The 24,921-nt window shown below is 70.4% G+C and carries 26 protein-coding genes; 8 read left to right on the forward strand and 18 right to left on the reverse strand.

Annotated features, from left to right (window positions below):
- Positions 1–16: 16 nt before the first annotated feature.
- The 15 genes from IE198_RS30765 to IE198_RS30835 form a co-directional block, all read right to left on the reverse strand.
- The gene (locus tag IE198_RS30765; RefSeq protein WP_189892568.1) at positions 17–1,129 is read right to left on the reverse strand and encodes a beta-ketoacyl synthase N-terminal-like domain-containing protein; all 1,113 of its coding nucleotides are present in this window, start codon (positions 1,127–1,129) and stop codon (positions 17–19) included.
- Positions 1,130–1,208: 79 nt separating this feature from the next.
- Entirely contained in the window at positions 1,209–1,619 is a 411-nt protein-coding gene (locus IE198_RS30770) for a hypothetical protein (protein WP_189892570.1), read from the reverse strand.
- Positions 1,619–2,026, reverse strand: a complete 408-nt coding sequence (locus tag IE198_RS30775; RefSeq protein ID WP_189892572.1) for a hypothetical protein — start codon at positions 2,024–2,026, stop codon at positions 1,619–1,621. Before IE198_RS30775 ends, IE198_RS30770 begins: the two co-directional genes overlap by 1 nt.
- Positions 2,027–2,374: a DsrE family protein gene (locus tag IE198_RS30780; protein ID WP_100109531.1), complete on the reverse strand. Its 348-nt coding sequence runs from the start codon at positions 2,372–2,374 to the stop codon at positions 2,027–2,029. It lies immediately after the preceding gene.
- Positions 2,371–3,342, reverse strand: coding sequence for a thioesterase family protein (locus tag IE198_RS30785; RefSeq protein ID WP_189892575.1), 972 nt, complete (start codon positions 3,340–3,342; stop codon positions 2,371–2,373). Before IE198_RS30785 ends, IE198_RS30780 begins: the two co-directional genes overlap by 4 nt.
- A complete protein-coding gene (locus tag IE198_RS30790) occupies positions 3,339–4,187 on the reverse strand; it encodes an alpha/beta fold hydrolase (RefSeq protein WP_189892577.1) in 849 nt (282 codons plus the stop codon). Before IE198_RS30790 ends, IE198_RS30785 begins: the two co-directional genes overlap by 4 nt.
- Positions 4,187–5,065, reverse strand: a complete 879-nt coding sequence (locus IE198_RS30795) for a beta-ketoacyl synthase N-terminal-like domain-containing protein (RefSeq protein WP_189892579.1) — start codon at positions 5,063–5,065, stop codon at positions 4,187–4,189. Before IE198_RS30795 ends, IE198_RS30790 begins: the two co-directional genes overlap by 1 nt.
- Complete coding sequence (locus IE198_RS30800) at positions 5,062–6,213, reverse strand: beta-ketoacyl-[acyl-carrier-protein] synthase family protein (RefSeq protein ID WP_189892581.1); 1,152 nt, start codon at positions 6,211–6,213, stop codon at positions 5,062–5,064. Before IE198_RS30800 ends, IE198_RS30795 begins: the two co-directional genes overlap by 4 nt.
- Positions 6,210–7,472, reverse strand: a complete 1,263-nt coding sequence (locus tag IE198_RS30805) for a beta-ketoacyl-[acyl-carrier-protein] synthase family protein (protein ID WP_189892583.1) — start codon at positions 7,470–7,472, stop codon at positions 6,210–6,212. Before IE198_RS30805 ends, IE198_RS30800 begins: the two co-directional genes overlap by 4 nt.
- Before the next feature lie 32 nt (positions 7,473–7,504).
- Entirely contained in the window at positions 7,505–7,759 is a 255-nt protein-coding gene (locus IE198_RS30810) for an acyl carrier protein (protein ID WP_100109525.1), read from the reverse strand.
- 126 nt (positions 7,760–7,885) lie between these two features.
- Complete coding sequence (locus tag IE198_RS30815) at positions 7,886–8,647, reverse strand: IclR family transcriptional regulator (protein WP_373300030.1); 762 nt, start codon at positions 8,645–8,647, stop codon at positions 7,886–7,888.
- Complete coding sequence (locus IE198_RS30820) at positions 8,644–9,393, reverse strand: thioesterase II family protein (RefSeq protein WP_189892585.1); 750 nt, start codon at positions 9,391–9,393, stop codon at positions 8,644–8,646. The genes IE198_RS30815 and IE198_RS30820 overlap by 4 nt, the downstream gene beginning before the upstream one ends.
- 31 nt (positions 9,394–9,424) lie before the next feature.
- On the reverse strand, positions 9,425–10,348 hold the full coding sequence (locus tag IE198_RS30825; protein WP_189892587.1) for an ACP S-malonyltransferase: 924 nt from the start codon (positions 10,346–10,348) through the stop codon (positions 9,425–9,427).
- Positions 10,349–10,550: 202 nt separating this feature from the next.
- The gene (locus tag IE198_RS30830) at positions 10,551–11,363 is read right to left on the reverse strand and encodes a LuxR family transcriptional regulator (RefSeq protein WP_229834546.1); all 813 of its coding nucleotides are present in this window, start codon (positions 11,361–11,363) and stop codon (positions 10,551–10,553) included.
- Between the two features lie 87 nt (positions 11,364–11,450).
- Positions 11,451–12,224 carry a helix-turn-helix transcriptional regulator gene (locus IE198_RS30835; protein ID WP_229834548.1) on the reverse strand — a complete coding sequence of 258 codons (774 nt, stop codon included), beginning with the start codon at positions 12,222–12,224 and terminating at the stop codon, positions 11,451–11,453.
- A 799-nt stretch (positions 12,225–13,023) separates the two neighbouring features.
- On the opposite strand from IE198_RS30835, the gene IE198_RS30840 reads away from it, so the two are divergent.
- From IE198_RS30840 to IE198_RS30855, 4 genes are all read left to right on the forward strand, one after another.
- Complete coding sequence (locus IE198_RS30840) at positions 13,024–13,422, forward strand: 4'-phosphopantetheinyl transferase family protein (RefSeq protein ID WP_229834551.1); 399 nt, start codon at positions 13,024–13,026, stop codon at positions 13,420–13,422.
- A 136-nt stretch (positions 13,423–13,558) separates the two neighbouring features.
- Positions 13,559–16,387, forward strand: a complete 2,829-nt coding sequence (locus tag IE198_RS30845) for a non-ribosomal peptide synthetase (RefSeq protein ID WP_189892591.1) — start codon at positions 13,559–13,561, stop codon at positions 16,385–16,387.
- Positions 16,384–17,328, forward strand: coding sequence for an NAD-dependent epimerase/dehydratase family protein (locus tag IE198_RS30850; RefSeq protein ID WP_189892593.1), 945 nt, complete (start codon positions 16,384–16,386; stop codon positions 17,326–17,328). Before IE198_RS30845 ends, IE198_RS30850 begins: the two co-directional genes overlap by 4 nt.
- A gap of 15 nt (positions 17,329–17,343) precedes the next feature.
- The gene (locus IE198_RS30855) at positions 17,344–17,844 is read left to right on the forward strand and encodes a nuclear transport factor 2 family protein (RefSeq protein WP_189892596.1); all 501 of its coding nucleotides are present in this window, start codon (positions 17,344–17,346) and stop codon (positions 17,842–17,844) included.
- A 27-nt stretch (positions 17,845–17,871) separates the two neighbouring features.
- On the opposite strand, the gene IE198_RS30860 is transcribed toward IE198_RS30855, so the two are convergent.
- Positions 17,872–18,816 carry a LysR family transcriptional regulator gene (locus IE198_RS30860; RefSeq protein ID WP_189892598.1) on the reverse strand — a complete coding sequence of 315 codons (945 nt, stop codon included), beginning with the start codon at positions 18,814–18,816 and terminating at the stop codon, positions 17,872–17,874.
- Positions 18,817–18,944: 128 nt separating this feature from the next.
- Here IE198_RS30860 and IE198_RS30865 point away from each other — a divergent pair, with 128 nt between their 5' ends.
- Both IE198_RS30865 and IE198_RS30870 read left to right on the forward strand, forming a co-directional pair.
- Positions 18,945–19,616, forward strand: a complete 672-nt coding sequence (locus tag IE198_RS30865) for an FMN-dependent NADH-azoreductase (protein WP_189892600.1) — start codon at positions 18,945–18,947, stop codon at positions 19,614–19,616.
- A gap of 125 nt (positions 19,617–19,741) precedes the next feature.
- The gene (locus IE198_RS30870; protein WP_189892602.1) at positions 19,742–20,749 is read left to right on the forward strand and encodes a TAXI family TRAP transporter solute-binding subunit; all 1,008 of its coding nucleotides are present in this window, start codon (positions 19,742–19,744) and stop codon (positions 20,747–20,749) included.
- Positions 20,750–20,787: 38 nt separating this feature from the next.
- On the opposite strand, the gene IE198_RS30875 is transcribed toward IE198_RS30870, so the two are convergent.
- Together IE198_RS30875 and IE198_RS30880 are read right to left on the reverse strand one after the other, a co-directional pair.
- Complete coding sequence (locus IE198_RS30875; protein WP_189892604.1) at positions 20,788–22,185, reverse strand: sensor histidine kinase; 1,398 nt, start codon at positions 22,183–22,185, stop codon at positions 20,788–20,790.
- Positions 22,186–22,200: 15 nt separating this feature from the next.
- On the reverse strand, positions 22,201–22,908 hold the full coding sequence (locus IE198_RS30880; protein WP_189892606.1) for a response regulator transcription factor: 708 nt from the start codon (positions 22,906–22,908) through the stop codon (positions 22,201–22,203).
- A gap of 289 nt (positions 22,909–23,197) precedes the next feature.
- Here IE198_RS30880 and IE198_RS30885 point away from each other — a divergent pair, with 289 nt between their 5' ends.
- Both IE198_RS30885 and IE198_RS30890 read left to right on the forward strand, forming a co-directional pair.
- Entirely contained in the window at positions 23,198–23,980 is a 783-nt protein-coding gene (locus tag IE198_RS30885) for an amino acid ABC transporter ATP-binding protein (RefSeq protein WP_189892608.1), read from the forward strand.
- Between the two features lie 72 nt (positions 23,981–24,052).
- Positions 24,053–24,892: a glutamate ABC transporter substrate-binding protein gene (locus IE198_RS30890; RefSeq protein WP_189892610.1), complete on the forward strand. Its 840-nt coding sequence runs from the start codon at positions 24,053–24,055 to the stop codon at positions 24,890–24,892.
- Positions 24,893–24,921: the final 29 nt, after the last annotated feature.

The raw sequence follows: 24,921 nt of genomic DNA on the forward strand, positions 1-24,921 counted from the left end.
ATCCGCCGGAGGGGTCTCAGCGCAGGCCGAGCAGGGCGCAGCCGACGGTGCCGGTGCGGTCCACGGAGGTGATCACGCCGATCCGGCCGGCCGCGGCCTCGGGCCGGTCGGCGGCGTACGACAGCAGGGCTGCGGCCTGGAAGGCCGCGGCGGCGGCGCCGGTGTCGCCGATCAGCCCGGTGGGCGTGAGGTCGGCGGGGCCGCCGTCGCCGAACACCTCGGCCACGGCCTCGGCCTCGCCCCGGCCCTCGCGGCCGGGCGCCGCGGACCGGGCGACGGCCACGACCTCGTCCGCTGCGACACCGGCCCGGTGCAGCGCGGAGCGGAGGCAGGACACGAGGGCGGGGCGGGTGTCTGAGTCGAGCACGACGCCGAGTTCGACGGCGACGAGTTCGGCGAGGACGGGCTGGGCGGCGTCGTCGGGGTCGTGCGGTTCGACCAGGAGCATGGCGCAGCCCTCGCCGAGCGGAGCGCCCGGCGAGGCGTCCCCCTCGTCACCGGACCGGCGCTCCAGCCAGGCTCGGGCCTGCGAGAACTCCTCGGCGGCGCCGCACAGCACGGTGCGGGCGCGGCCGGAACCGAGCAGGCGGCGCGAGTAGTTGAGGGCGTGCAGCCCGGCGGTCCGGCCGCCGGCGATGGTGGCGTTGGGGCCCTTGAGCTGGTACCAGATGGCGCTCTGGCCGGCGGCGCAGTTCATCACGGTGTTCGGGAAGCGCGCCGGGTCGACGAAGAAGGGCTGTTCGCCGGTGAGGGAGTCCCGGGTGAAGTCCATCATGGACTGGGCGCTTCCGGTGGTGGTGCCGAGCGCGAAGGCGGCGCCCTCGCCGGTGCCGACCGTCCGGTTGCGGTTGCCGTCGTCGAGGAGAGCGCCGACGGCGGTGACGGTGAGTCCGGTGACCCGGTCCATGGAGCGGGTGCCCTTCTTGCCGAGCACCTTGCGGATGTCGAATCCAGGGACCACGCAGCCGGTGCCGTCGGGGGTCTCGCCGTGCTCGGGGCCGAGGTCGGCCACGGTCCGGCGCTGCTCGCGCAGGCCCTCGGCGAACGCCGCCCTGCCGATGCCGTACGACGACACGGCCGACCAGGCGGTGATCACCGGGCGGCCGGCGCCCGTGGTGAGTGTGGACATGTGCGTCGTACTTCCTTCCGCTCATCGAGCTCGTCGAGCTCGCGAAGTCACTGCGGCGCGTGCGCCGTCGGTGCGGCGGTCACAAGAAACAGACCATCCGGTAGTCGGTCCAGCGGGAGGCCGTCTCGCCCTCCCGGGCGATGCGGATGCCGGCCAGCAGCCGGTCCGGTGAGCCGGCCGCACCCAGGGCGGCCAGGTCCGGCTCCTCCGCCCAGACGCCGACGCCTGCCTCCAGGAGGGTGCGCAGCCCCTGGCGGGGGTCGGTGAGTGTGTCCACCGTGCGGTTGCCGATGCGCAGCGGCGGTACGGGCGGCGCGTCCAGGGCGTACGTCACGGCCTGGCCGCGCAACAGGACGTCGAGACCACCGAGCTGCCGGTGCAGTTCCGTCGCGAGGTAGAGCTCGTCGAAGAACTGCTTCTCCAGCGCGCCCCGGTAGCCGCGTTCGACGATGGCGAGCACCCGCCCGTCCGCCTTCTCCTGATGCCTCATCAGATCACCCCGACCAGTAGGGTCTTGCCGGCGGCGGCCACATTGGCCGCGTATCCGGCGGGCGGGCGCAGCACCACCTGCGGCAGATGCTCCGCGGCGCCCCGGTCGTCACTGCAGAACCGGCAGCCGTACCAGTACAGCCGGCCGGGGAAGGCGGTGAGCAGTTCCTCGGCCAGCGCCGCCGTGGAGGGGTAGTCGCGGTTCCAGTCGGCGAGATTGCGCGGCTTGTCCGGGCCCAGCGCACGCTGGGTGAGCAGCGTGGCGTAGCCGCAGGTCCACACCTGGACACTGGCCCCCCGCTCCAGCAGGGCCTGGGTCAGCCGCAGTGCGCTGGTGACCTGGTCACTGCCGTGCGGGGCGCCCATGAGGGTGATCAGCACATCGGTCTCGGGAATCCTCCTGGCCACTTAGTGCCACACCACCCGGACGGCGGGGTCGAGGATCCAGCCCGCCACTTCGTCCATGCCGACGACCCGCAGCTCGGGCCTGAGCAGATCCGTGTCGAGTCCCCGCTGGGCGAGCGAGAACCCGTCCGCGGCGAGCACCCCGCCGCCCTTCTGGAACCGGTCCAGGTCCTCGTCGCTGCCCGGCACCGCCAGCACGACGCCGTCCTGGACCAGGAAGAGCAGCACCGAGTGCCCGGTGAGGACCTGGGTGACCGCGTCGCGCCGGAAACCGGAGTCCTGCGCGACGCGCCCCTGGCTCTCGATGAGCAGCAGCCTGGGCGGGCCGCCGCTCTCCCAGATCTCCGTCACGCCTGCGGCGCCTTGCCGTTGATGGCGTCGATCACCCGCTGGTCGAAGTTGACCAGGCTCCAGTCGCGGCGGTTCTCGATGACGGCGTAGCCGTGCACGATGCGGCCGGTGGCGGTCTTGACCAGCTTGCCGTCGCGCAGCACGTAGAAGTCCATGCGCGAGGTGTAGGTGAAGTCCTTGAAGACCTCCTCGACGGTGTAGACCGTATAGAGGTCCTCCTCCATCAGCGCCTCGTCGAGGACGCGGATGTCGGAGCGGGGCACGACCGGGATCCAGCGGCGGTCGTCGAGCAGGGTCTTGATGGAGATGCCGCGGTCGGCGACGAAGCGGTCCTTGCCCTCCTCCATCAGCCGCAGATAGCCGGACATCTGGATGCGCTCGGTGAAGTGGCAGTACGGGTACGGGATGTTCCACTTCCAGGCGTACGCGTTCTGTCCGGCGGTGAGCGAGGCGAGGATCTCCTCCTCGGCAGGGGCGGCGGTGGGGGCCTCGCGCTCCAGGTCGTCTCCGAGGGTGGCGACGGCGAACCGGGCCAGCTCGGCCGGGACCTCCCCGGCCGCCTCGAGGTAGGTGTCGATGCGCAGCGAGACGCGGACCTTGGAGGTCACCGCCTTGTGGATCTCGCCGTTCCGCTCGAACTGGATGGTGACCTTGAAGCCGATGGTGGCATCGTCGTCCTTCGTCCACGGCACGACCTCGGCGTCGGCGATGTCGTCCATGTGGAAGGCGTGCAGGATGCGGCTGTCGATGGAAACGATGTCGAGGCCGAGGCCGTGCTCCTCGTACAGCGCGCGGGCGGGCAGCCCGGCCTGCCGGAAGTGGTCCAGGACGGCTTCTTCGACGAGGTAGTTGACGTGCTTGAAGCCGATCCAGGTGCAGATGTTGGAGCCCTCGTAGCGGGGGCGCACCTGCGTGGTCGTGGTGGAGTCGAGGAGCGCCTTGACGGCGGTGTCGGTGACGAGGGTCATCGCTGGGGCTCCAGAGCGTTGAGAGGGGCGGTCCCGCGCTGGGGGGTGACGCCCATGGTCGTGTTGACGAAGTCCCGAACCGTGGCGGCGAATTCCTCGGCCGCCTCGATCATCGGGAAGTGCCCGCAGCCGGGCAGGACGCGGGAGACCGCGTCGGGGAGTGCGCCGGCGAGCGCCAGGCTCTCGTCCGGCCGGGCGGCGAAGTCCCTCTCGCCGCCCAGGACCAGGGTGGGGACGGTGATGCGGCCGGTCTGCAGGGTCGGCGTGCGCAGATAGAGGTCGAAGAACCGGAACCAGCCGTAGGGCCCGACCCGGTCGCGCACCCGCCGGCCCATGGCCTCCTGCAGGTCGGCGGGGAACCGGCCGTCCGAGTGGACCCGGATCCCCTCTTCCATGATCAGGTGGAAGTCGTTGAGGTAGTAGCTGATGGTGTTCCAGTCGAACTCGTCGGCGGAGCGGCGGTAGAACGGCGAGACGAGCACGAGGGCGCGGATGCCGAACTGGCGCAGCGCGTCGACGCCGCCCCGGTTCTTCTGGTCGAGCAGGTCCAGCAGCACGTTGGCCGCCATGGAGTGCGCCACGACCACCGTGGGCCCGCCGGGCACCGCCTCCAGCGCCTTGGCCAGCCGGCCTCGGAGGTTGGGCTGCTCGCCCCACTCGGCGATCGTCTCCGTGCGCCACGGCAGACGCGCGGTCCACAGCTGGTAGTCGTCCGGCAGCAACGGGAGCGTGCGCGCCCAGACGCTGTCGTTGGCGGCCAGGCCGTGCAGCAGCAGCACGCGGGGGCCGGGGCCCTCGGTGCGCTGCTGCACGGACACGGGCCTGAGGTCCACATGGGTGGTCATCACGCTGCCTCGGGAGCCATGAGCAGCAGGCCGGCCCTCGCGTCGTCCGCAGCGGTGCCGGCGACGGCGTGGACCGGGCCTCGCTCCCCTGCGTCGAACCAGCCGACGGCGGCGGCGCACTGGAGGACCCCGTGCGCTCCGGAGGCGCGCCCGAGGTGCTCCGGCAGTTCCCAGCGTCGGGCGCTGCCGGGCACGGGCGTGCCGGCACCCCTGGTGTACGGGCCGAGTACCGCGCGTACAGTCGCCGAGCGCCGCTCGGCCGCCGGCCGGGACTCCAGGACGAGGGCCGCGCCGCCGTCCACCGCGCGGGCGCCGCCGAGCAGCTTGCGCACCACGTCGTTGTCGGGTTCGACGCCGAGCACGAGGACGCGCTCGGCCCGTCCCGCCGCGATCATCGTGGTCGCCCAGTGCATCGCGTCCAAGCCGGACGTCTCGCCGTTGCAGACCATCAAATTGGGACCGCGCAGGCCGTAGCGGATGGCCGCGGACGAGGCGATGACGTTGCTGGACGCGTTGGGGAGGTCCATCGGGCTGGTCGCGGTGACCGTCTCGTCCCGGATCGTGTCCAGGGCCCGGGCGACCGTGTCGAGGTTCCCGAAGTTGGAGCTGGCGACCACGCCCACGCTCTCGGGGGCGCAGGTGAGGCCGTCGTCGCCGAGCAGCCCGGCGTCCTTGAGGGCCGCCGCGGTGAGGCAGTAACCGAGCTGGGTGGCCCGGTCCTTGTAGCGCAGGCCCTTGCGGCCGACGTGCTCGGCCGGTTCGACCGGGGTGCCGCCCTCGGCCGGGCCTTCGGCGAGGGCCCGTACGGTGTCGGCGCCGGGTAGTAGCACGGCGGCGCCGGAGACCACCACGGTGGTGTCGGTGCTCTGCGAGGTCATCGGGGGCCCTCCACTATGGCGACGGCGTTGATGCCGCCGAATCCGAAGGCGTTGAGCTGCGCCACGTTCAGCTGCCGGGAGCCGGCCGCCTCTCCCGTGACGAAGCGGAAGGGGGCGGCCTCCTCGACCGGCTCCTCGAGGCCCACGGTCGGCGGTACCCGTCCCTCTTTCAGGGCGCGCACGCCCACGATCAGGTTGATCAGGCCGGACGCCCCGGAGGTGTGCCCGGTCATGGACTTCACCGCGGTCATCAGCGGCCCGGAGGCGCAGTCGCCGAGTACATCGGCGAGCGCGGTGGCCTCCGCCTCGTCGTTGAGGAGCGTGCCGGTGCCGTGCAGCATCACCAGGTCGACGTCGGAGGGCTTGACGCCGGCGAGCCGGTGGGCGGCACGCATGGCCTCCGCGATGCCCTCCGGGGAGGGCGCGGTGACGTGGTAGGCGTCGCAGTTGACGGCGACGCCGCGCAGCCTGCCGTGCACCTGGGGCGCGTCCTGCTCGGTGCGGCGCAGCACGATCGCCGCGGCGCCGTCGCCCATCAGCACACCGGTGCGGTTGCGGTCGAAGGGCCGCACCCGGTCCGGCGGCTGCGGGTGCACGCGCTCGAGCAGCCCGTACATGGACTCCGTCAGCACGTCGACGCCGGCGACGATCACGGTGTCGGGCGCGTCGTCGCCCTCCTGGTTCAGCAGATCGGAGCCGAGTGCCAGGGCGTACAGCGAGGCGGAGCAGGCGTTGGAGAAGGTGTGGGTGACGTCGGCGTTGAAGCGCTCGCGCAGCCCAGGGCCGAAGTGCAGGCCGGAGTCCGCGAACGGCGAGCCGTCGCGCCACCACAGCTCGAGGGAGCGCAGCTCCCGCAGGCCGGTCCCGACCAGTACGGGGATGCCGCTCAGGTCCTCGCCGAGACCGGCGTCGGCGGCCGCCTGGCCGACGGCGTCGAGCAGCAGCCCCGTCGCACGGCCGGGTACGTCCTCGCCGGCGACCGGTCTGTTGTCGACCTCGTACGCGTGCTGCGCCCGGAACCTGCTGCGGTCGAACCCGCGGAGCTCGGCCCGGCCGCTGCGGCCCTCGCACAGGCTCTCGAAGAGTTCGTCGACCCCGGAGCCGGTGGCGGCGACGGCGCCCATCCCGATGATGGGGCGGATCGTCATGACGCCTCCTTGATCGCGTCGTACCGGCCGAGGAGGACTGCCGCGTTGTTGCCGCCGAACGCGAGACCGTTGTTCTGCACGATCCTCAGGTCGGCCTCGACCGCCTCGTTCGGGACACAGTCGACGTCGCACTCGGGGTCGGTGGTGACGTGGTTGATGGTGGGCGGGATGAAACGGTTCTGGATGGCGAGGGCGCAGCCGATGGCCCCGAGCGCGCTTGCGGCACCCATGGAGTGGCCGAGCATCGACTTCATGGAGACGGTGCGCGGAGGCGTGTCCCCGAAGACCTGGCGGATGGCGCCCGCCTCGGTGATGTCGTTGGCCTTGGTGCCGGTGCCGTGCGCGGAGATGAGGTCCACCTCGTGCGGCTTGACGCCGGCGTTGTCCAGGGCGAGCCGCATCAGTTCGGCGACGCTGTCCCGATCGGGCGCCACCTGGTGGTGGGCGTCGCAGTTGAGGCCGTAGCCGAGGACCTCGGCGTAGATGGTGGCGCCGCGCGCCAGGGCGGAGTCGAGACGCTCCAGAACGAGTACGCCCGCGCCCTCGCCGGTGAGGATGCCCTTGCGGTCCACGTCGAAGGGCTGGCAGCGGTCCGGGGCGATGGTGCCGAGCCGGTAGAAACCGGTGAAGGTCTTGCGGCACATCGCGTCCGCGCCGCCGCAGAAGGCGAACTCGGCCTCGCCGGAGCTGACGGCGTCGAAGCCGTAGCCGATGGCGTAGTTGCCGGCCGAGCAGGCGGTCGGAATGGTGAGCGCCTCCACGTCCGTGAGGCCCAGCTCCTGGGCGATGGCCACCGAGAGCCGGCCGGCCGGCACCCGCCGTGCTGCCATGGGTTCGAACATGCCGGTGCCGTCGGCCAGTTCGTTCTCGACCATCTGGTCGAGGTCATAACTCTCGCCGTCGGTGGTACCGATGGAGATCAGTCCACGACGGGCGCGCAGCTCCGTCAGGTCGAGTCCCGAGTCCTCCAGGGCCATCCGGGCCGCCGCCGCCGAGAACTGCGCGGCCCGGCCGAGCTGTTCCACGTCGAGCGTGCCGATCCAGTCCCGCGGATCGAAATCGGTGATCTCACACCCGTTCGCGTGGGCGAAGCCCTCGGTGTCGAACACCGAGATGGGCCGTGCCCCGCTGCGCCCTTCCCGGAGCCCCCGGAGGAACTCCTTCGCCCCCAGCCCGATGCTGGAGACCACACCGAGTCCGGTGAGGACGACCCGGTGTCGTTCCGGCCCGGCCTGGCCGGTGCCGCGCACTGCCGTCATGCCAACCTCCCAATCCGCCGCGGCCGGACCGACTACCAGCCGGCCGGCTCCGAGACGACCTCGTAGACACCCTTGAGGTTCACCATGCGCGGCAGCTCGGACTGGTTGATGACAACCTTGAACTCCTTCTCGAGCGCGGCCAGAATTTCAATCGCGCGAAGGGAGTCGGCATTGTGGTCCTCCTTGAAAAGGCTGACCTCCGTGACCTCGTCCTCCTCGATCTCGAGAATGTCGCAGACGATTTCCTTGATGGTGACGAGACGCTCGTCGCGCGTTGCAGTGGACACGCCTTTTCCCCTTTTCGAATGTGCCGCCGATCGGTCCGCGGCAGGATTACTCGCAAATGAATACTGTCGCCGTGCCCCATCGGCCACAACGGCGGCTGCAACAAGCTGCCACCGCTGCCCTTTTGTTCACGTTCCTGCGGAGCCGGCAGGCACGAATTCACCCTGGATACGCCGCAGTGCGTCACTCAGCGAGGCGGCGGAATCGATCAGCGCACCGCTGAGCATGCGGCTCGGTGTCGCGGGCACCCGCTCGAGCGGCCCCGACAGCGCCAGGGCGGCCACCACCCGGTGCTCCTTCGTCCGCACGGGCACGGCGTACGCTGCACTGCCCGGCGCCATGGAATCGGGGCCGTGCGCCCAGCCGCGGCGGCGCACCTGGGCGAGCTGAGCGGCGTTGAACCGGGCCCCGCGCAGCCCTTCGTACAGTTCCTCCGGGTCCTCCCAGGCGAGCAGCACCTGGGCGGCAGGCCCGGACTTGGCCGGCCGGGAGGTCCCGACCGGAACAGCGTCGGTCCGGCCCGACGCCGAGGTGGCGACACAGATCTGCAGGGCGCCGCGGCGCCGCAGGAGCCTCGCGTCGAGCCCGGTCAGACTGCACAGATCGGCCAGCACGGGAGGAGCCGCCTGGACCAGCCGGTCCCGCTGCGCCTCCACGGAGAGCAGGCCGAGGCGCGGACCGAGCACGAACCGGCCGTCGAAGTCCCGGGCGAGCAGCCCAAGGCGTTCCAGGGCGACCGCGATCCGATGGGCCGTCGGCCGGGCGAGCCCGCTGCGGGCGACGAGTTCCGCGAGCGTCACCGCCTCGCGTTCGACCACGCTCAGCAGGATCGACGCCTTGTCCAGCACCCCGACCCCGCTCATCGGCAGTGGCTGCGTTGCGGTGTTCATCGCTCCGGCGCCAGCCGTGTGCGGATGTCCGCGACGAGTTCGTCCCGGCGATCCATCAGATAGAAGTGCCCGCCCGGCAGCACCTTGAGGTCGAAGCCCGTGGGAGCCACCACGGCCCAGCCGCGGACGCCCTCGATGTCGACGTCCGGGTCGCTGTCGCCGACGTAGCCGACGACGGGGCAGTCCAGCGGTTCGCCCGGACGCGCGGGGTACGTCGAGACGATGGAGAAGTCGGCGCGGACGGCCGGGAGGATCAGCTCTCTCAGGTCGGGATCGTCGAGGAGCGCGGTGTCGGTGCCGCCCAGCCGTTTCACCTCGGCCACCAGCTCGTCGTCGTCGCCGAGCGGCACCGTGCGGGGCGTGAGCAGATGGGGTGCCTTGCGGCAGGAGACCATGAGTACGGCGGGGGACGTCCCGTGCCGCTGGAGCCGCAGGGCGACCTCGTAGCCCAGCGATGCGCCCATGCTGTGCCCGAAAAGGGCCAGAGGGAGGTCCGAGACGGGCAGCAGCGCTTCGGTGACCGCGTCCGCGAGCGCTTCCATCTCGGTGAAGAGCTCCTCGGCGATGCGTTCCTGGCGGCCGGGGTAGCGGACTGCGAGAACCTCGACGTCGCTGCCGAAGGCGTGACTCCAGCTGTGGAAGAAGCTGGCGGAGCCGCCGGCGTGCGGGAGGCAGACCAGCCGCATCCGGGGCGGGTCCTGGGTGGCGTATCTGCGCAGCCAGATACTGTCCGTGCCGAGTGCCATGGTGCGTCGGTCTCCTCGCTGGCGGGGTGCGTCAGTTCAGGGCGCCGGGTCCGTCCACGGACACGACCTCGATGTCCGGGTCGATCCGGCGGATCAGCCCGGCCAGGGTGCGTCCCGGGCCCAGCTCGACCAGGCGGCCGCAGCCGAGCACCCCGGTGAGGGTCCGCACGCTCTGCTCCCACAGCACCGGGCCGGTGAGCTGGCGGGTGCCGAGCTCGGGCCAGTCGCAGTCGCCCGCGTACGGCTCGGCGTCGACGTTGGCCACCACGGGCAGGTGCGCGGCGGCGAACGCGGTGTTCTTCAGGGCCGTGCGCAGCGACTCGGCGGCGGGAGCCATGTAGGGGCTGTGGAAGGCGCCGCCGACCCGCAGGCGAATCATCTTGGCGCCGATGGAGGGCGCCTCGGCGTCGACCCGGTCGATCCCCTCGGGAGAACCGGACACCACCGTCTGGCCCGGCGCGTTGACGTTGGCGACCCATATGTCGGCCCCGGCGGCGCGCACCTCGCGCACAAGGGCCTCCACCTCGTCCGCCGGCGCTGCGACCAGGACGCCCATGGTGCCCTGCCGGTCCTCGGCCGCCGTGCGCATGGCCCGGCCGCGGGCGGCGACGAGCGCCGCGGCGGCGTCGACGGTGAGGGCGCCGGCCGCGGTCAACGCGGCGTACTCGCCCAGGCTGTGGCCGGCGCAGGCGACGACCTGTCCGCCGAGCACCCCGGTCCGCACCGCCTCGGCGTGCGCGATCAGAGCGACGGTGAACACGGTGAGCTGCGCGAGGTCGGTACGCCGAAGCTGTTCGTCGGGGGCGTGCAGCAGCAGTTCGGGAAGATCCTCTCCGGTGACCTCGGAGATCGTTTCCGTGAGGCGCCACGACGGCGTTTCCCGCCACGGCTCGCCCATTCCCTTTTTCTGAGTGCCCTGTCCGGGAAACACCAGACCGAACGGCAATTGTTTCATGGCCCGCCTTCCACGCGGTGCAAACCGGGGGGAGGCACGGGAGTCCGAACAGCGCGGACCCCGTGCACCGGCGGCGTACACGGGGGATGGACGGCCGCCGGGGACAGGTTTTCCGCAGAGCTGGAATCCCGTGCCTCGAGGCCTATACAACTCCCAGCGAGGAAGGGCGGCAACGATCCTTTCAGGAAGCTGCCAGAAGCTTTCAGGACAGCGAACCCGGGCCGCCGGTGCCGGGTGCGGAGGCAGGCGGAAGGAGCCCCAATTCAGCTGCTCTGACCCCTGCCTGGAAGCGTGAATTCGCGCCGAGCAGGGCCATGATCTCCGCGACGTAGCGGCGGTAGGTCCGCACCGACACGGTGAGTTCGCGGGCGGCGACCTCGTCGGTGACACCGCCTCTGAGGGCGCCGAGGATCTGCCGGGCGAGCATCGCGCGGTCCCGGTCCCCGAAGACGATGCGCTCACCGGCCGGTACCGCGTTGCTCCAGACGCTCTCGAAGAGGACGTGCAGCGTGCGCAGCACTTCGGGGGCCCTGATCAGCGAGGCCCGGCGGCCGACCGCGGATTCGGCCACCACGAGCCCGGTCGTTCCGTCGATCAGCAGCGCCTGGAGCGGAGGTACCCGGGCCACCCGTATCGCCACCGGCCGTTCCCTGCCGAGCTGTTCGCGTACATACGACTCGTCGAGCAGCGCAGGGCTGGCCAGCAGCCGTACGGAGACGGTCTCCTTGGCCCGGTAGATCAGTTCCCGCTCCGAGCGCTGTGCCCGGTCGAGCTGTTCACTGGCGCCCGGCATCCGGGCGTGCACGATGTCGATCGTGCGGTCGGCACCCACGATGAGCTCTTCCGCCGCATCCAGCACCGCTCCGTAGCCGCCCTCGATGGTGGCGATCTGTTGTCTTCGGACGCTGCGGCCTCGATGGATGGCCACGGTCGACTCGATGAGAGCCCGGACCTCCAGCAGAGCGTGCTCCAGGTCGTCGCCCGATTCCCTGGGCACGTCCGATTCTCTGGACACGTCGTCCTTCACCATCCCCCGATTGGCTTTCTGTGGGCGGACCGCCCGTGATTGAACCGCATACACCCGGTGTGCCGGCCGCTGCCGCTACTCCGCCAGCAGACCCAGTTCGACAGCGCGTACCCCCGCCTGGAAGCGGGAGTTGGCGTCGAGTTCCCGCATGATCTCGGCCACGTGGCGGCGGTAGGTGCGCAGCGAGACGCTGAGGTCGCGCGCCGCGACGTCGTCGGTGTGTCCGGCCCGGAGCCGCTCCAGAATCTTGCGGGTGAGCTCGCTGCGCAGGCGCGGGCTCAGGCCCAGATGATCGGCGAGCTTGCGGCCGCGGGACCAGGTGCCGGCGAACAGCAGCTCCAGTGCCCGTACGGCAGCGGCGTCGTTGACGACAGTGGCCTGCTGTCCGTCTCCGCCTGCGGCTGACCTCACCAGTGCGCCCGCTCCGTCGACCACCACGACCTCGCGCAGTTCGCGCTCGGAGACCCGGACCTCCAGGCGGGCCTCGGGGAGCCTGCGTAACGAGGCGAGGGAGGTTTCCGCGGCTTCCGGGGTGCACAGCACCCGCACCGCCACCTCCGGGCCGACCCGGGTCAGCAGCCTGAGCACACGGTCGGAGAAGTCGCCGGGCCCGGTCATGGCCACACTGAGCGAGTGCCTTACACCGCCGATGAGCTGTCTCAGGGCGCTGTCGAGCACCGCGACGTCCGTGGGATCGGCAGCAGGGTGGTCGACCGGCTGCCTGCGGTAGAGAGAGACCGTGGACTCGATCAGGGCATGGGCCTGCAGCAACGTCTGCTCCAGGTGCGCCGCGTGCCCCTCCTGCAGCGACTCCCCGTCCACACCTGGTGGATCAATGACCATATCCATCACTTGCGCCCCCTTGACTACTCAGGATCTTCTTCCGTGTCCGCGCCGATCCTCAGTATTGGTCACGGGCGACTCCCCGGGATCGCCGGCAGAAGATTGCCCGATACAGCTGTTCAACCGGGCACCGCTTTCACGCCAAGAAAGCCTTCGATTGCCCGCCAGGGAACACTAGTTCGCTGGTTACGAACCAGTCAACAAGATCGGCACTCACAGGCTCGTACGGCACAGATGGAACCGTGACACTTCAAGCCACTCGGCAACCGATCCGCCCCGACTGTCAGCAAGCTGCACTCCCGTCCCGGAAGAGAAGTACGCAACTCCCACTTGAGTCACCCGAGGCAGCCGTCCGGTCACGCACCGTCAGAGCAGTGACCCTTTGCTGTCAACGCACCACCACTGTGCGCGGTTTCACACCTACGGTCACGGGGTGACCACACGATGCGCACCGATCGCCCACTCCGTCAGTGCCACCCCGTCCACTCCCTCCGCGACCGATGCCCGGGCGTGGTGGTGGCACGTACCGACGGGGACGTACACCCGGGCCGATCTCGACCTGCTGGACGGCGTGGAGCGCGCACGTGTGGATCAAATGAAATCAGCCGAGGCGGCAGCCGAATACATCTCCTGCCGCGCTGCGGTGAGGCGGATATTGGCCGGCGTCCTCGAGATGCCGGCCACCGAGATTTCATTTGGCCGAAACCCGTGTCCGGGGTGCGGAAGTGAGAAGCACGGACCGCCGGCGGTCGTTCATCCGGAAACCAAATGGCAGATCAGCATCTCCCACTCCTCCGGACTCGGCATGCTGGCCGTCGCCCCTTTCCGAATCGGCGTGGACGCCGAGGCGGTACGGGACATCCCCGTCGACGAGCTCGCGGGCAGCGTGCTGACCTCCCGTGAGCACGACGCGGTCCTCGCCGCCCCGGAGGGCCTCGGCCGCACCAGGGCGTTCCTGCGCTGCTGGACACGCAAGGAAGCGGTCCTCAAGGCCGTCGGCATCGGGATCGTCACCGATCTGACCGAGCTGGAGACCCACGCCCGGACCCCCGGGCCCGCCGAGGTGACCACCGGCGCCCTCGCCACCCCGACCACCTGGCACGTGGCCGACGCCCTGGTGCCCGACGGCTGGACGGCGGCCGTGGCGGTACCCGCGGGCGTCGGCGGCGACATCACCGTGCAGCAACTCGCATTCCACGGCTGAGGCCGGCACCACCCACGCGGCACGACCGCCCGCGCCGCCCTCACCACACGACTTCTCGTCAGGTCCTTCACATCCTTACGACGCCACGCGGGGACACCTCCCCTGCCGTGCCCCGAGGCAACGGAGACAGACCAACGTGAACATCGCACCTTCGCAGAGCATCGCCGGCCTCCTCCTGCGTGCCGCCGAGCAGCACCCCGATTCGGGGATCCGCTACTGCCTGGGCGGAGCGGACGCGCAGTTCCTCGACCAGAGCCACCCCGATCTGCTGGCCGACGCCGCACGTGTGCTGGCCGGACTGCGGGAGCGGGGCCTTCGGCCCCAGGACAAGGTCGTACTGGTACTCGAGCGCCCGCAGGACTTCCTCACCGCGTTCTGGGGCGCTGTGCTCGGCGGATACGTCCCGTGCCCGATGGCCCCCCTCCGCGGCGACCCGGAGCGCTGGGCCGCACAGCTCGAGCACGTCGACACGCTGCTGGACGGCCCACTGATCGTCACGAGCGAGTCCCTGGCCGCCGAACTGCCGCCGGTGCCGGGTCTCTCCGTCACCCCGCTCGACCAGCTGTACGGCACCGAGCCGGCCGCCTTCCACCAGGCCGCGCCCGACGACACCGCCGTCCTGGTGCTGACCTCCGGGTCGACCGGCAGCTCCAAGGCCGTCATGCTCAGCCACGCGAATCTGCTGGCCTCCATGGCCGCGAAGAACGGCCACCACCGGCTCGGCGCAGACGACACCACCCTGAACTGGGTGTCCTTCGACCATGTGGCGGCGCTGCTCGAGTGCCATCTGCTGCCGCTGTCCACCGGCGCCAGGCAGATCCATGTCGAGGCCCCGGTCGTCCTCGGCGAGCCGCTGGAGTTCCTGCGGATCGTCTCGCGGCACGGCGTGACGATGACCTTCACCCCCAACTTCCTTCTCGGGCTGATCAATTCCTCGGCAGACCGGATCGCGGAGACGGACGGGCAGCTGGATCTGACCCGTCTGCGGCACATCATCAGCGGCGGTGAGGCCGTGGTCTGCGCCACCGGCGAGGCGTTCCTCGACCTGCTGGAGCCGTACGGCCTCGCCCGGGACGCGCTCTGGCCGGCCTTCGGGATGACGGAGACCTGCGCGGGCAGCGTCTACTCCCGTGCCTCCTTCCCCGGCATCGACCGCGGCAAGGAGTTCGCCAACCTGGGCACCCCCGTCGAGGGCCTGCGTATCAGGATCGCGGACGCGGACGACCGGCCGCTGCCGGAGGGCGAAGTGGGCGAGCTGCAGCTGACGGGCCCCGTGATCACGCGCGGCTACCACAACAACGCGCAGGCCACCGCGGACGCGTTCACCGCCGACGGCTGGTTCCGCAGCGGTGATCTGGGCCGCCTCGACGAAGGCCGGCTCACCCTCGTGGGCCGCAGCAAGGACAGCGTCATCGTCAACGGTGTCAACTACTTCAGCCACGACATCGAGACCGCTCTGGAGCAGCTCGACTCCGTGGCCGCGTCCTATGTCGCCGCGTTCCCGGTCCGCCCGGCGGGCAGTGACACGGAACAGCTGGTGATCGCCTTCCACCCCGATCTCCCGGAGGACGACGACGCGGCACTGTACCGGTTGATCACCGCCGTACGCAGCAGTGTGGTGATGCACTGGGGCTTCCGCCCGTCCCTCATCCTGCCGCTGCCCAAAGACGCCTTCCCCAAGACCAGCCTCGGCAAGATCCAGCGCGCCCTGATGCGGCGGCGCCTGGAGGCGGGCGCGTACGAGACCCAGCAGCGTCACGTCGCCGACCTCACCCTGCGCATGCTCGGCGGTTACACCGCTCCCGAGGGCAGGGCGGAGCGGATCCTGGCGGAGATCTACGCCGAGATGTTCGACATCGACCCCGGCACGGTCAGCGCCACCGCCAACTTCTTCGATCTGGGCGGCACCTCCCTGGACATCCTGCGGCTACGCAGCAAGGTGACCCAGCGGCTCGGCGTCACCGGCCTGCAGATCATCACCCTGATGACGGCACCGACCGTCCGCGCACTCGCCGCCCGGCTCACCGTGGAACCCGGCGCGCACGGCGCGGACACGGCAGGCGGCGCGGACGCCGCGGAGTACGATCCGATCGTCCCCATGCAGACCGGTGGGACCAGGACCCCGCTGTTCTGTGTGCACCCCGGGGTCGGCGAGGTCCTGGTCTTCGTCAACCTCGCCAAGTACTTCGTGGGCGACCGGCCGTTCTACGCGCTGCGGGCCCGGGGATTCAACGAGGGCGAGAAGCCGTTCGCCACCTTCGAGCAGCTGGTGGACTGCTATGTGGAGGCCATCAGGGCCCGACAGCCCCAGGGTCCCTACGCCGTCGCCGGCTACTCGTACGGCGGTGTGGTGGCCTTCGAGATCGCCAAGGTGCTGCAGTCGCAAGGCGAGCGGGTGGACTTCGTCGGCAGCTTCAACCTGCCGCCGCACATCAAGTACCGCATGGACGAACTGGACTTCGCGGAGACCGCATCGAATCTGGCGTTCTTCCTCTCCCTGATCGACAAGAAGCAGTCCCGGGAACTGCCCGGCCGGCTGCGCGGACTCGCCCCGGAGGAGCAGGTGGCCCGGCTCCTGGCCCTCGCCCCGCAGGAACGTCTCGCCCAGCTCGACCTGGACGCCGACCGGTTCGGCGCATGGGCGGAACTGGCGAACCGGTTGACCGACCTCGGCCGCTCCTACCAACCGAGCGGCACCGTGTCCTCGATGAACGTCTTCTACGCCGTCCCTCTGCGCGGCACCATCGACGACTGGCTCGAGAACGAACTGCGCCGCTGGGACGAGTACACCACCGGAGAGAACCGCTACATCAGGGTCCCCGGCGAGCACTACACACTGATGAGCCCCCAGCATGTGGCGGCCTTCCAGTCGATTCTCCGCCGGGAGCTCGACAGTGCTCTCGTCGACGCCGACCGCACGGCCGCGGCGCGGGCCGCCGCCGCACAGGGAGAGAGCCTTCGATGACCGAGCCGACCGCCCCGCTGAAGGGCAAGAAGATCCTGGTCACCGGCGGCACCGGTCAGGTCGCCCGGCCGGTGGCCGAGTCCCTGGCCGAGCACAACGAGGTCTGGTGCCTCGGCCGCTTCGGCGCACCCGGCGTCGAGCGGGAACTGGCCGCACGCGGGATCACCACCTGGCGCTGGGACATGGACGACCTCTCGGGCGACGGCCTGGGGGGCGTCCCCGAGGACTTCACCCATGTCATCCACTCCGCCGTACGCCGCGGCGAGGACGGCGACTTCAACGCCGCGGTCGAGGTCAACGCCGTCGCCGCCGGCCGGCTGATGACGCACTGCCGCACCGCGGAGGCGTTCCTGTTCGTCTCGACGGGCGCCCTGTACGCACGGCAGACGCTGGATCACCGTTACACGGAGACCGACCCGGTCGACGGCGTGGCCGACTGGCTGCCGGCGTACCCGGTCGGCAAGATCGCGACCGAGGGCGCGGTAAGGGCCTTCGCCCGCGTGCTGGACCTGCCCACCACGATCGCACGGCTCAACATCGCCTACGGTCCGGGCGGTTACGGCGGCGTGCCGATGCTGTACTTCAGGCGCATGCTCGCCGGCGAGCCGATCCCGGTGCCCCTCGACGGCCAGAACTGGTGCTCGCTGCTGCACACCGACGACCTGGTGGCGCAGGTGCCCGCGCTCTGGCGGGCCGCCACCACGCCGGCGAGGCTGGTGAACTGGGGCGGCGACGAACCGGTCGGCATCACCGACTGCATCCGCCACATGGAGGCGCTCACCGGCGTCGAGGCGAAGCTCGTACCGAGCGAAGTGACCCGGGAGACCTACCAGTTCGATCCCACGCTGCGCAGGGAGCTGACCGGACCGTGCACGGTCGGCTGGCGCGACGGCATCCGCCGCACCCTCGAAAGCCTGTACCCCGAGCACGTCAACCGGTGAGGATGAGGAAACTCCATGCAGACCGCGTCACTGCCCCGTACGCCGACCGGTGCACAGCCCGGCCCGGCGGTGTCCGCCGGGACCTCCCCCGAGACGGACAGCGCGCCCCGGCTTCCCGGGCGAAGCGCCCATCTCGATCTGATCCAGCGCGCCTACCGGGCCTTCGGCTCGCGGGACGTGGCGGCGCTGCTGGAGACCCTCGCACCCGACGTGGAGTGGATCCACCCCGACGGAATGGCCGCTTACGGGCTGGGCGGTACGAAGCACGGACACGCCGGTGTCAGGGAATTCCTCTCCCATGTGCCGAACGTGCTGGGCGGCATGCGTCTGCAGCCCGAGGAGTTCGTGCAGTCGGGGGACCGGGTGGTGGTCTTCGGAACGCGGCAGGTGACATCCAGACGCGGCCGTACCGAGACCCTGTCGTTCGTGCACTCCTGGACGCTGAGCGGGGGCAAGGCCGTGCGCATGGAGGACATCTTCGACACAGCTGCCTTCCACCGCCTGATCGAAAGCTGACGACGCCCGCTCCGCCGTGCCCGGGTGCTATCGGGTCCCCGGCTCCGGCCGTGCCGCCGCGGCACCCGGTGCGAGAGCCTCGGCCGCCACCCGCACCGCGTCGAGGACGGCAGCGACCGCGGGCCGGGTCAGGGCTCCGCGCCGGACCACCAGGGACAGCCGCCGGACGAGCTCGGGCTCGGCCACGGGGATGCGGCGCACCGGGTAGCCGGGGCGGGCCGGCACGAGGTCCGGCACCAGGGCAACGCCCCAGCCGAGGGACACCAGTCCGAGAGCGGCCTGCATGTCGCCGGTGTCGGCCACCACATCGGGAGCGAACCCCGCCGCCGCGCAGGCGTGCAGCGCCAGCCTGCCGAGTCCCGAGCCGGGATCGAGGATCCACTGCCGATGAGCGAATCCAACGAGCCCCACCGGGCCGGAACCCGCGGCCGTCGCGTCGTCCGGGGCGACCGCGATCCGCACCGGGTCGTCCGCGATCGGTTCCTCGTGCAGTCCCGGGACGGGCTTCTCCGGGACCTGGTCGTAACGGGCCGCCATGACCACGTCCAGCCGTCCGAGCCGGACCGCCTCGCGGCCCTCGGACGCGGCAACACCGTGCAGGGTGATCCTCAGGTCGGGGTGCTCGGCACGCAGACGGGTCAGGGCGGGCACCAGCAGCGCGGGCCCCTCGTGGAACGGCACACCGACCCGTAGTTCCCCGACGACGTCGCCGGTCACGGCCAGCAGCACGGACTCGGCCGCCTCCAGCCTCTCCAGGATCCGCTCCGTATGTTCTACGAGGGCCCGGCCCGCCACCGTGAGACCGGCCCGCCGGCTCCCCCGGTCGACCAGCGCGACACCTGTCTCGGCCTCCAGCGCGGACAACTGCTGCGAGACGGCCGAGCGTGTGTAGTTCAACGCCTGTGCCGCCGCGGCGATGGAACCGGACGCCTCCACCTCGCGCAGCAGCACCAGTTTCCGTATGTCGAGCACCGTCCGCACCGTCACTTCTTCTAACGCCGGCTGTCGTCGACCGTCACGCCAACATACGGGACTCACAAGCGATTCACCGGTTGAATGACAAGGCCCCCTGCCCGATTCCTCCTAGATGGGGTTCTCGCATGCCAACGCTGCTCCACCTCGACTCCAGCGCCCGTCCGGAGTCCGTGTCACGTCAGGTCTCGGCGGAGTTCGCCGCAGCCTGGCGAACGGCCAACCCGACGGGTACGCACATCCACCGCGACCTCACCGCGGCGCCGGTGCCGCACGTCGACGCCGCACAGATCGAGGTCGTGACCCGGCTGGAGACCGCCGGCATCCGCGATCTCGGCGAGGCGCGGGACGCGGCCCTGACAGCTGAGGAGAAGGGGAGCTGGGCCCTCAGCTGGGAGCTCATCGAGGAGGTACTGGCGGCCGACACGGTGGTGATCGGGCTGCCCATGTACAACTTCTCCGTACCCTCCGCGTTCAAGGCCTGGTTCGACCGCATCGCCATCCCCCCGATGATCGTGGACCCCGCGACCGGACAAGGACCGCTTTCCGGCAAGCGGATCGTCGTGGTGACGGCGAGAGGCGGAGCCTACGGGCCGGGTACGCCCCGCCACGGCTCCGACTTCCAGGAGCCGTATCTGCGTGCCGCCTTCGCCATGGTGGGGCTCTGCGACGACCTGATCTTCCTGCACTCGGAAATGACCAAGTCCGGCCACGTGCCCCGGCTGGCAGCGTTCCGTGAGACCGCCGCCGGCTCACTGAAGCAGGCCGTGGAGAGCGCCCGCGCGGCCGCCCGCCGCTGAGGGCGCCGGCTCACTGGAGCAGGCCGTGGAGGGCGCCGGCGAGGGGCGCCCGCGGCTGAGTCGGCGGCCGAGGGCGGAGCGGCCCTGCCTGGCCATCCTGGGGAGGAAGCTGGCAGGATCGCGCCATGCTCTCGGCGCCCCCGGTCCTTTCCCGCCTCGGCCGCCGCCGCGCCCTGCAGGGTGCCGCGGCGGTCCTGGTGGTCCTCGGACTGCTGCTGTGGTGGCTGCTGCCCTTCGGGCAGACGTCACCGAGCGGGAAGCTGACGCTGAGCACCGGATCACACAGCGGCGTCTACCAGCGCTACGGGGTCCTGCTGAAGGACGCCCTGGCCCGGGACATGCCGGACGTGGAGATAGACCTGCGCACCAGCGAGGGCTCCCAGCAGAACCTGGAGCGGGTGGCGTCCGGGGAGGCCGACTTCACCATCGCCACCGCCGACGCGGTCGCCAAGTACAAGCGGCAGCGGCTCGCGGGAGCCGATCGGCTGCGCGGCTGCGCCCGGCTGTACGACGACTACGTCCAGCTCGTCGTGCCGAAGAACTCGCCGGTCGACTCGGTGCGCGACCTGCGGGGCAAAGTAGTGGGCGTCGGCCAGGACGGGTCCGGCATCCGACTGGTGGCCGACCGGCTGATGAAGGCCGCCGGACTCGACCCCGAGCAGGACATCACCCCGCTCCCCTCCGGCATCAACATGGCGCCGGGGCAGCTGGAGGAGGGCACCGTCGACGCGTTCTTCTGGTCGGGAGGGCTGCCCACCAACACCGTGCAGGAGTTGTCGGAGCGCTTCCCGATCCGGCTGGTCGCGCTGGGACCGGAACTGGTGGCGAAGCTCCACGCGTCGGGCGACCCGACCAGCTACTACCGTTCCGCCGCGATACCGGCCGACGCCTATCCGCAGGCGCAGGGCGGGCAGACCGTCGAGACGATCGCGGTGGCGAACCTGCTGGTCACCACGGACAGGATGAGCCCGGCGCAGACCGAGGGCTTCACCCGTACGGTGATCAGGAGCCGGGATCGCATCGGCAACACGGTGCACCCCGCACAGCTGGTGGATCTGCGGACGGCCGTCTACACGGACCCCCTGCCGCTCCACGAGGGCGCGCGCCGCTACTACCGGTCGGTCAAGCCGTGAGCCCCCTCGAACCGTGGACCCGCCGCAGGCGGTGACCGTCAGGTGTCGTCCGACTGCGTGCGCGGAACGGAGAGCGTCACCTGCAGACCGTGCGGCTCATGGTGCGCGTACGCGATGGACCCGCCGCCCGCTGCGAGCAGCGCCCGCGAGATCGAGAGGCCCAGGCCGGAACCCTTCACGTTCTGGTGGTGCCCGCTGCGCCAGAAACGGTCGCCGATCCGGGACAGCTCCTCGCCGGTCAGGCCCGGCCCACGGTCGGTGACCACGATGGTCGAGGTGCTACCCCGTGACGCGGTCGTCACGGTCACCTCCTCGCCCTGCGGGGTGAACTTCAGCGCGTTGTCGATCACCGCGTCGAGCGCACTGGACAGCGCCACGGGGTCGGCCCACGCGGTGACGGCGACGACCTGCGAGGACAGCAGTACACCCTTCTCGTCGGCCAGTGGCCGCCAGGCGGCCACTCGCCCGGCCGCCAGCTCCCCGATGTCGGTGAGCCGGAGCTCCGCGGAGGCGTGCTCGGCCAGCGCCAGATCGAGCAGGTCGTCCAGGACCTGGGCGAGGCGCTTGCCCTCGGTACGTACGGAGGCGATCTCGGCGTTCCCCTCGGGAAGCTCGAGGGCGAGCAGCTCGATGCGCAGCAGCAGCGCCGCGAGCGGGTTGCGCAGTTGGTGGGAGGCGTCGGCGACGAAGGCCCGCTGTTGTTCGAGGACCTCCTCGACGTTGTCGGCCATCTCGTTGAACGAGCGGGCCAGCCGTCGTAGCTCCGGCGGCCCCCCGGCCGCCGCGACGCGGGAGTTCATCCGCCCGGTCGCGATGTCATGGGTGGCGGCGTCCAGGACGCGTACGGGCCTGAGCACCCAGCCGGTGAGGCGGAAGGCCGCGCCGACCGCGACGAGCATCGCCACACACTCACCTGCCACGATCAGCAGCCAGCCCCGCAGGACCCGCGAGCGCAGTTGGCCGGTGGGCGAATCGGTGAACACGACGGCGACGACGTCCCCGTCCCGTACGACGGGCGAGGCGACGACAAGCCGCTCGCCGCGCTGCCACGGCCACACCTGCGACGGGTCCTCGCTGCGCCGGCCGGTCAGCGCCTCCTGGAACGCCTCGCGGCCCTCACCCTCCGCCGGCATGTACCAGTCGCGCGGCGCACGGGCCATCACGTCGCCGTCACGGTAGAAGACGCCCGCCCTGATCCCGTACGTGTCGTGATAGCGGTCGAGCTGCTCCTGCAGCGTGGAGCGCCGCTCGTCCGGTACGGGTCCCTGGTCGGTGACGAACTGGGCGAGCGCGGCGAAGCGCACGGTGTCGTCGATGCGGTCGACGACGACCCGCTGCTGCTGCGCCGCCGCAAGGCTCACGGCCAGCGGAAAACCGAGCGCGAGCAGCACACCGGCCATGAGGACGATGAGCAGCGGAAGAAGTCGGGTACGCACCGGGGGCGGGGGGCCTTACGCGCCGGCGGGGGCAACGAGCCGGTAACCGACGCCCCGCACGGTCTCGATCAGGGCGGGCATCCGGAGTTTGGAGCGCAGAGAGGCCACGTGCACCTCCAGGGTGCGGCCGGTGCCCTCCCAGTTGGTGCGCCACACCTCGCTGATGATCTGCTCGCGCCGGAAAACCACTCCGGGGCGCTGGGCGAGCAGCGCCAGCAGGTCGAACTCCTTACGGGTGAGCGGTACGGCCTCGCCGTCCACGCTGACCCTGCGGGTGGGCAGCTCGATGGTGACCGGTCCGAGTCGCAGTGCCTCGTCCGCTGCGGGCGCAGCGGTGTCGTCGCCGGTCGTGGTGCGCCGGCTGACCGCGTGGATCCGGGCCAGCAGCTCCCCGGTGTCGTACGGCTTGACCACGTAGTCGTCGGCGCCGAGGTTGAGCCCGTGGATGCGGGAGCGGACGTCGGAGCGGGCGGTCACCATGATCACGGGCGTGGAGGTGAGCTTCCTGATCTTGCCGCACACCTGGTAGCCGTCCTGGTCGGGCAGACCGAGGTCCAGCAGCACGACACCGAAGGGCGGCTTGGCCGGCTCTGTGGTCGGCAGGACGGCCCGCAGGGCCTCCTCGCCGTTTCGGGCGTGCACCACCTGGAAACCGTGCCTGGCGAGCACCGCGGACAGGGCGGCGGCGACATGGTCGTCGTCCTCGACGAGCAGCAGCCTCATGGCCCCCCTCCGGTCGTGTGGTGTTCGTGGTGCGGTCGCGTGGCGTAGTCCGGTCCGTTCCGTGACACACCCCAGGGCATCAAGTCGGATCTACCGGCGCACAGTCAAGAGGCATCGGGGCACCGGATGGTTCCGTTATCCACCCGGTATCGCAGTGCACCATCCCGTTCACGCATAGTGTCCGCATGAGGCCGGATCGTTATGCTCAATTTCCCCTCAGATGTAATGACGCTGGTCGCAGCGCGTGACTAAGGTCCCTCCCAACCGAGGAGGACGGAGCAAGAAGCCGATGAGCGGAGTGTCAGTGACCAAGGACGCCGAGGACACGGTGCCCACGGCCGATCTGGTCGTGCTGAGCAACGTGAACAAGCACTTCGGCGCGTTGCATGTGCTCCAGGACATCGACCTGACCATCGCCCGGGGCGAGGTCGTGGTCGTCATCGGACCCTCCGGGTCCGGAAAGTCCACGCTGTGCCGCACCATCAACCGCCTGGAGACGGTCGACTCCGGCTCGATCTCGATCGACGGCAAGCCGCTGCCGCACGAGGGCAAGGAACTCGCCCGGCTGCGTGCGGATGTCGGCATGGTCTTCCAGTCGTTCAACCTCTTCGCGCACAAGACCGTGCTGGAGAACGTGACGCTGGGGCAGACAAAGGTACGCAAGGCCGACAAGAAGGCCGCGGAGACGAAGGCCCGGGCCCTGCTCGACCGAGTGGGCGTCGGTGCACAGGCCGACAAGTACCCCGCGCAGCTCTCCGGCGGCCAGCAGCAGCGTGTGGCGATCGCCCGGGCGCTGGCGATGGACCCGAAGGTCATGCTCTTCGACGAGCCGACGTCGGCGCTCGACCCCGAGATGATCAACGAGGTCCTCGAGGTCATGCAGCAGCTCGCGCGTGACGGGATGACAATGGTGGTCGTCACACACGAGATGGGCTTCGCCCGGTCCGCCGCCAACCGGGTCGTGTTCATGGCGGACGGCAAGATCGTCGAAGAGGCGTCGCCCGAGGAGTTCTTCAGCAATCCTCGCAGCGACCGTGCCAAGGACTTCCTGTCGAAGATCCTTCACCACTGAGTCCTGGATCAGCTGATCCCACACTTCGCGTCTGATCCAACACTTCGCGTCAACTCTAGGGAAGTCATCATCATGAAGCTTCGTAAGGTCACCGCCGCTTCGGCCACCGTCCTCGCGCTCGCCCTGTCGGCCACGGCCTGCGGCTCCGACAGCGGCAAGGACACCGGCTCGGGCGACGGTGGCGACAAGAAGATCACCGTCGGCATCAAGTACGACCAGCCGGGCCTCGGTCTGAAGACCCCGGACGGATTCACCGGCTTCGACGTCGATGTCGCCAAGTACGTCGCCAAGGAGCTCGGTTACGCCGAGGGCGACATCGAGTTCAAGGAGACGAAGAGCGCCGACCGCGAGACCGCGCTGGCCCGTGGCGACGTGGACTTCATCACCGCCACGTACTCGATCACCGACGAGCGCAAGCAGAAGGTCGACTTCGCCGGCCCGTACCTCCTCGCCCACCAGGACCTGCTGATCCGTGCCGATGACAACGTCACCAAGGGCGAGGACCTCAACGGCAAGAAGCTCTGCTCGGTCGTCGGCTCCACGTCCGCTCAGAACGTGAAGAAGGACTTCGCCCCGAAGGCCCAGCTGCAGGAGGTCGGCACGTACTCGGAGTGCCTCAACGGACTTCAGAGCGGCGCCGTCGACGCGCTGACCACGGACGACTCGATCCTCGCCGGTTACGCCGCCCAGGAGCAGTACAAGGGCAAGTTCAAGCTCGCCGGCCTCAAGCTGAGCAACGAGAACTACGGCATCGGCGTGAAGAAGGGCGACAAGGAGATGGTCGACAAGATCAACGCCGCCCTCGAGAAGATGGTCAAGGACAAGGCTTGGAACAAGGCCGTGACGGACAACTTCGGTCCGGCCAACTACAAGAACGAGCCCGCCCCGGAGATCGGCAACATCGTCAAGTGAAGCAGGGCTGAGACGGCGCGCCGCCCCTG

Source organism: Streptomyces xantholiticus, assembly GCF_014651015.1.
Lineage (GTDB): Bacteria > Actinomycetota > Actinomycetes > Streptomycetales > Streptomycetaceae > Streptomyces > Streptomyces xantholiticus.

Coding starts and splice junctions, on each gene's coding strand:
- IE198_RS30795 (WP_189892579.1), bottom strand. CDS start 5,065: ATGACCTCGCAGAGCACCGACACCACCGTGGTGGTCTCCGGCGCCGCC.
- IE198_RS30815 (WP_373300030.1), bottom strand. CDS start 8,647: ATGAACACCGCAACGCAGCCACTGCCGATGAGCGGGGTCGGGGTGCTG.
- IE198_RS30835 (WP_229834548.1), bottom strand. CDS start 12,224: ATGGATATGGTCATTGATCCACCAGGTGTGGACGGGGAGTCGCTGCAG.
- IE198_RS30885 (WP_189892608.1), top strand. CDS start 23,198: ATGAGCGGAGTGTCAGTGACCAAGGACGCCGAGGACACGGTGCCCACG.
- IE198_RS30890 (WP_189892610.1), top strand. CDS start 24,053: ATGAAGCTTCGTAAGGTCACCGCCGCTTCGGCCACCGTCCTCGCGCTC.
- IE198_RS30850 (WP_189892593.1), top strand. CDS start 16,384: ATGACCGAGCCGACCGCCCCGCTGAAGGGCAAGAAGATCCTGGTCACC.
- IE198_RS30865 (WP_189892600.1), top strand. CDS start 18,945: ATGCCAACGCTGCTCCACCTCGACTCCAGCGCCCGTCCGGAGTCCGTG.
- IE198_RS30805 (WP_189892583.1), bottom strand. CDS start 7,472: ATGACGGCAGTGCGCGGCACCGGCCAGGCCGGGCCGGAACGACACCGG.
- IE198_RS30770 (WP_189892570.1), bottom strand. CDS start 1,619: ATGAGGCATCAGGAGAAGGCGGACGGGCGGGTGCTCGCCATCGTCGAA.
- IE198_RS30790 (WP_189892577.1), bottom strand. CDS start 4,187: ATGACCACCCATGTGGACCTCAGGCCCGTGTCCGTGCAGCAGCGCACC.
- IE198_RS30820 (WP_189892585.1), bottom strand. CDS start 9,393: ATGGCACTCGGCACGGACAGTATCTGGCTGCGCAGATACGCCACCCAG.
- IE198_RS30880 (WP_189892606.1), bottom strand. CDS start 22,908: ATGAGGCTGCTGCTCGTCGAGGACGACGACCATGTCGCCGCCGCCCTG.
- IE198_RS30870 (WP_189892602.1), top strand. CDS start 19,742: ATGCTCTCGGCGCCCCCGGTCCTTTCCCGCCTCGGCCGCCGCCGCGCC.
- IE198_RS30765 (WP_189892568.1), bottom strand. CDS start 1,129: ATGTCCACACTCACCACGGGCGCCGGCCGCCCGGTGATCACCGCCTGG.
- IE198_RS30825 (WP_189892587.1), bottom strand. CDS start 10,348: ATGAAACAATTGCCGTTCGGTCTGGTGTTTCCCGGACAGGGCACTCAG.
- IE198_RS30800 (WP_189892581.1), bottom strand. CDS start 6,213: ATGACGATCCGCCCCATCATCGGGATGGGCGCCGTCGCCGCCACCGGC.
- IE198_RS30855 (WP_189892596.1), top strand. CDS start 17,344: ATGCAGACCGCGTCACTGCCCCGTACGCCGACCGGTGCACAGCCCGGC.
- IE198_RS30785 (WP_189892575.1), bottom strand. CDS start 3,342: ATGACCCTCGTCACCGACACCGCCGTCAAGGCGCTCCTCGACTCCACC.
- IE198_RS30840 (WP_229834551.1), top strand. CDS start 13,024: ATGCTGGCCGTCGCCCCTTTCCGAATCGGCGTGGACGCCGAGGCGGTA.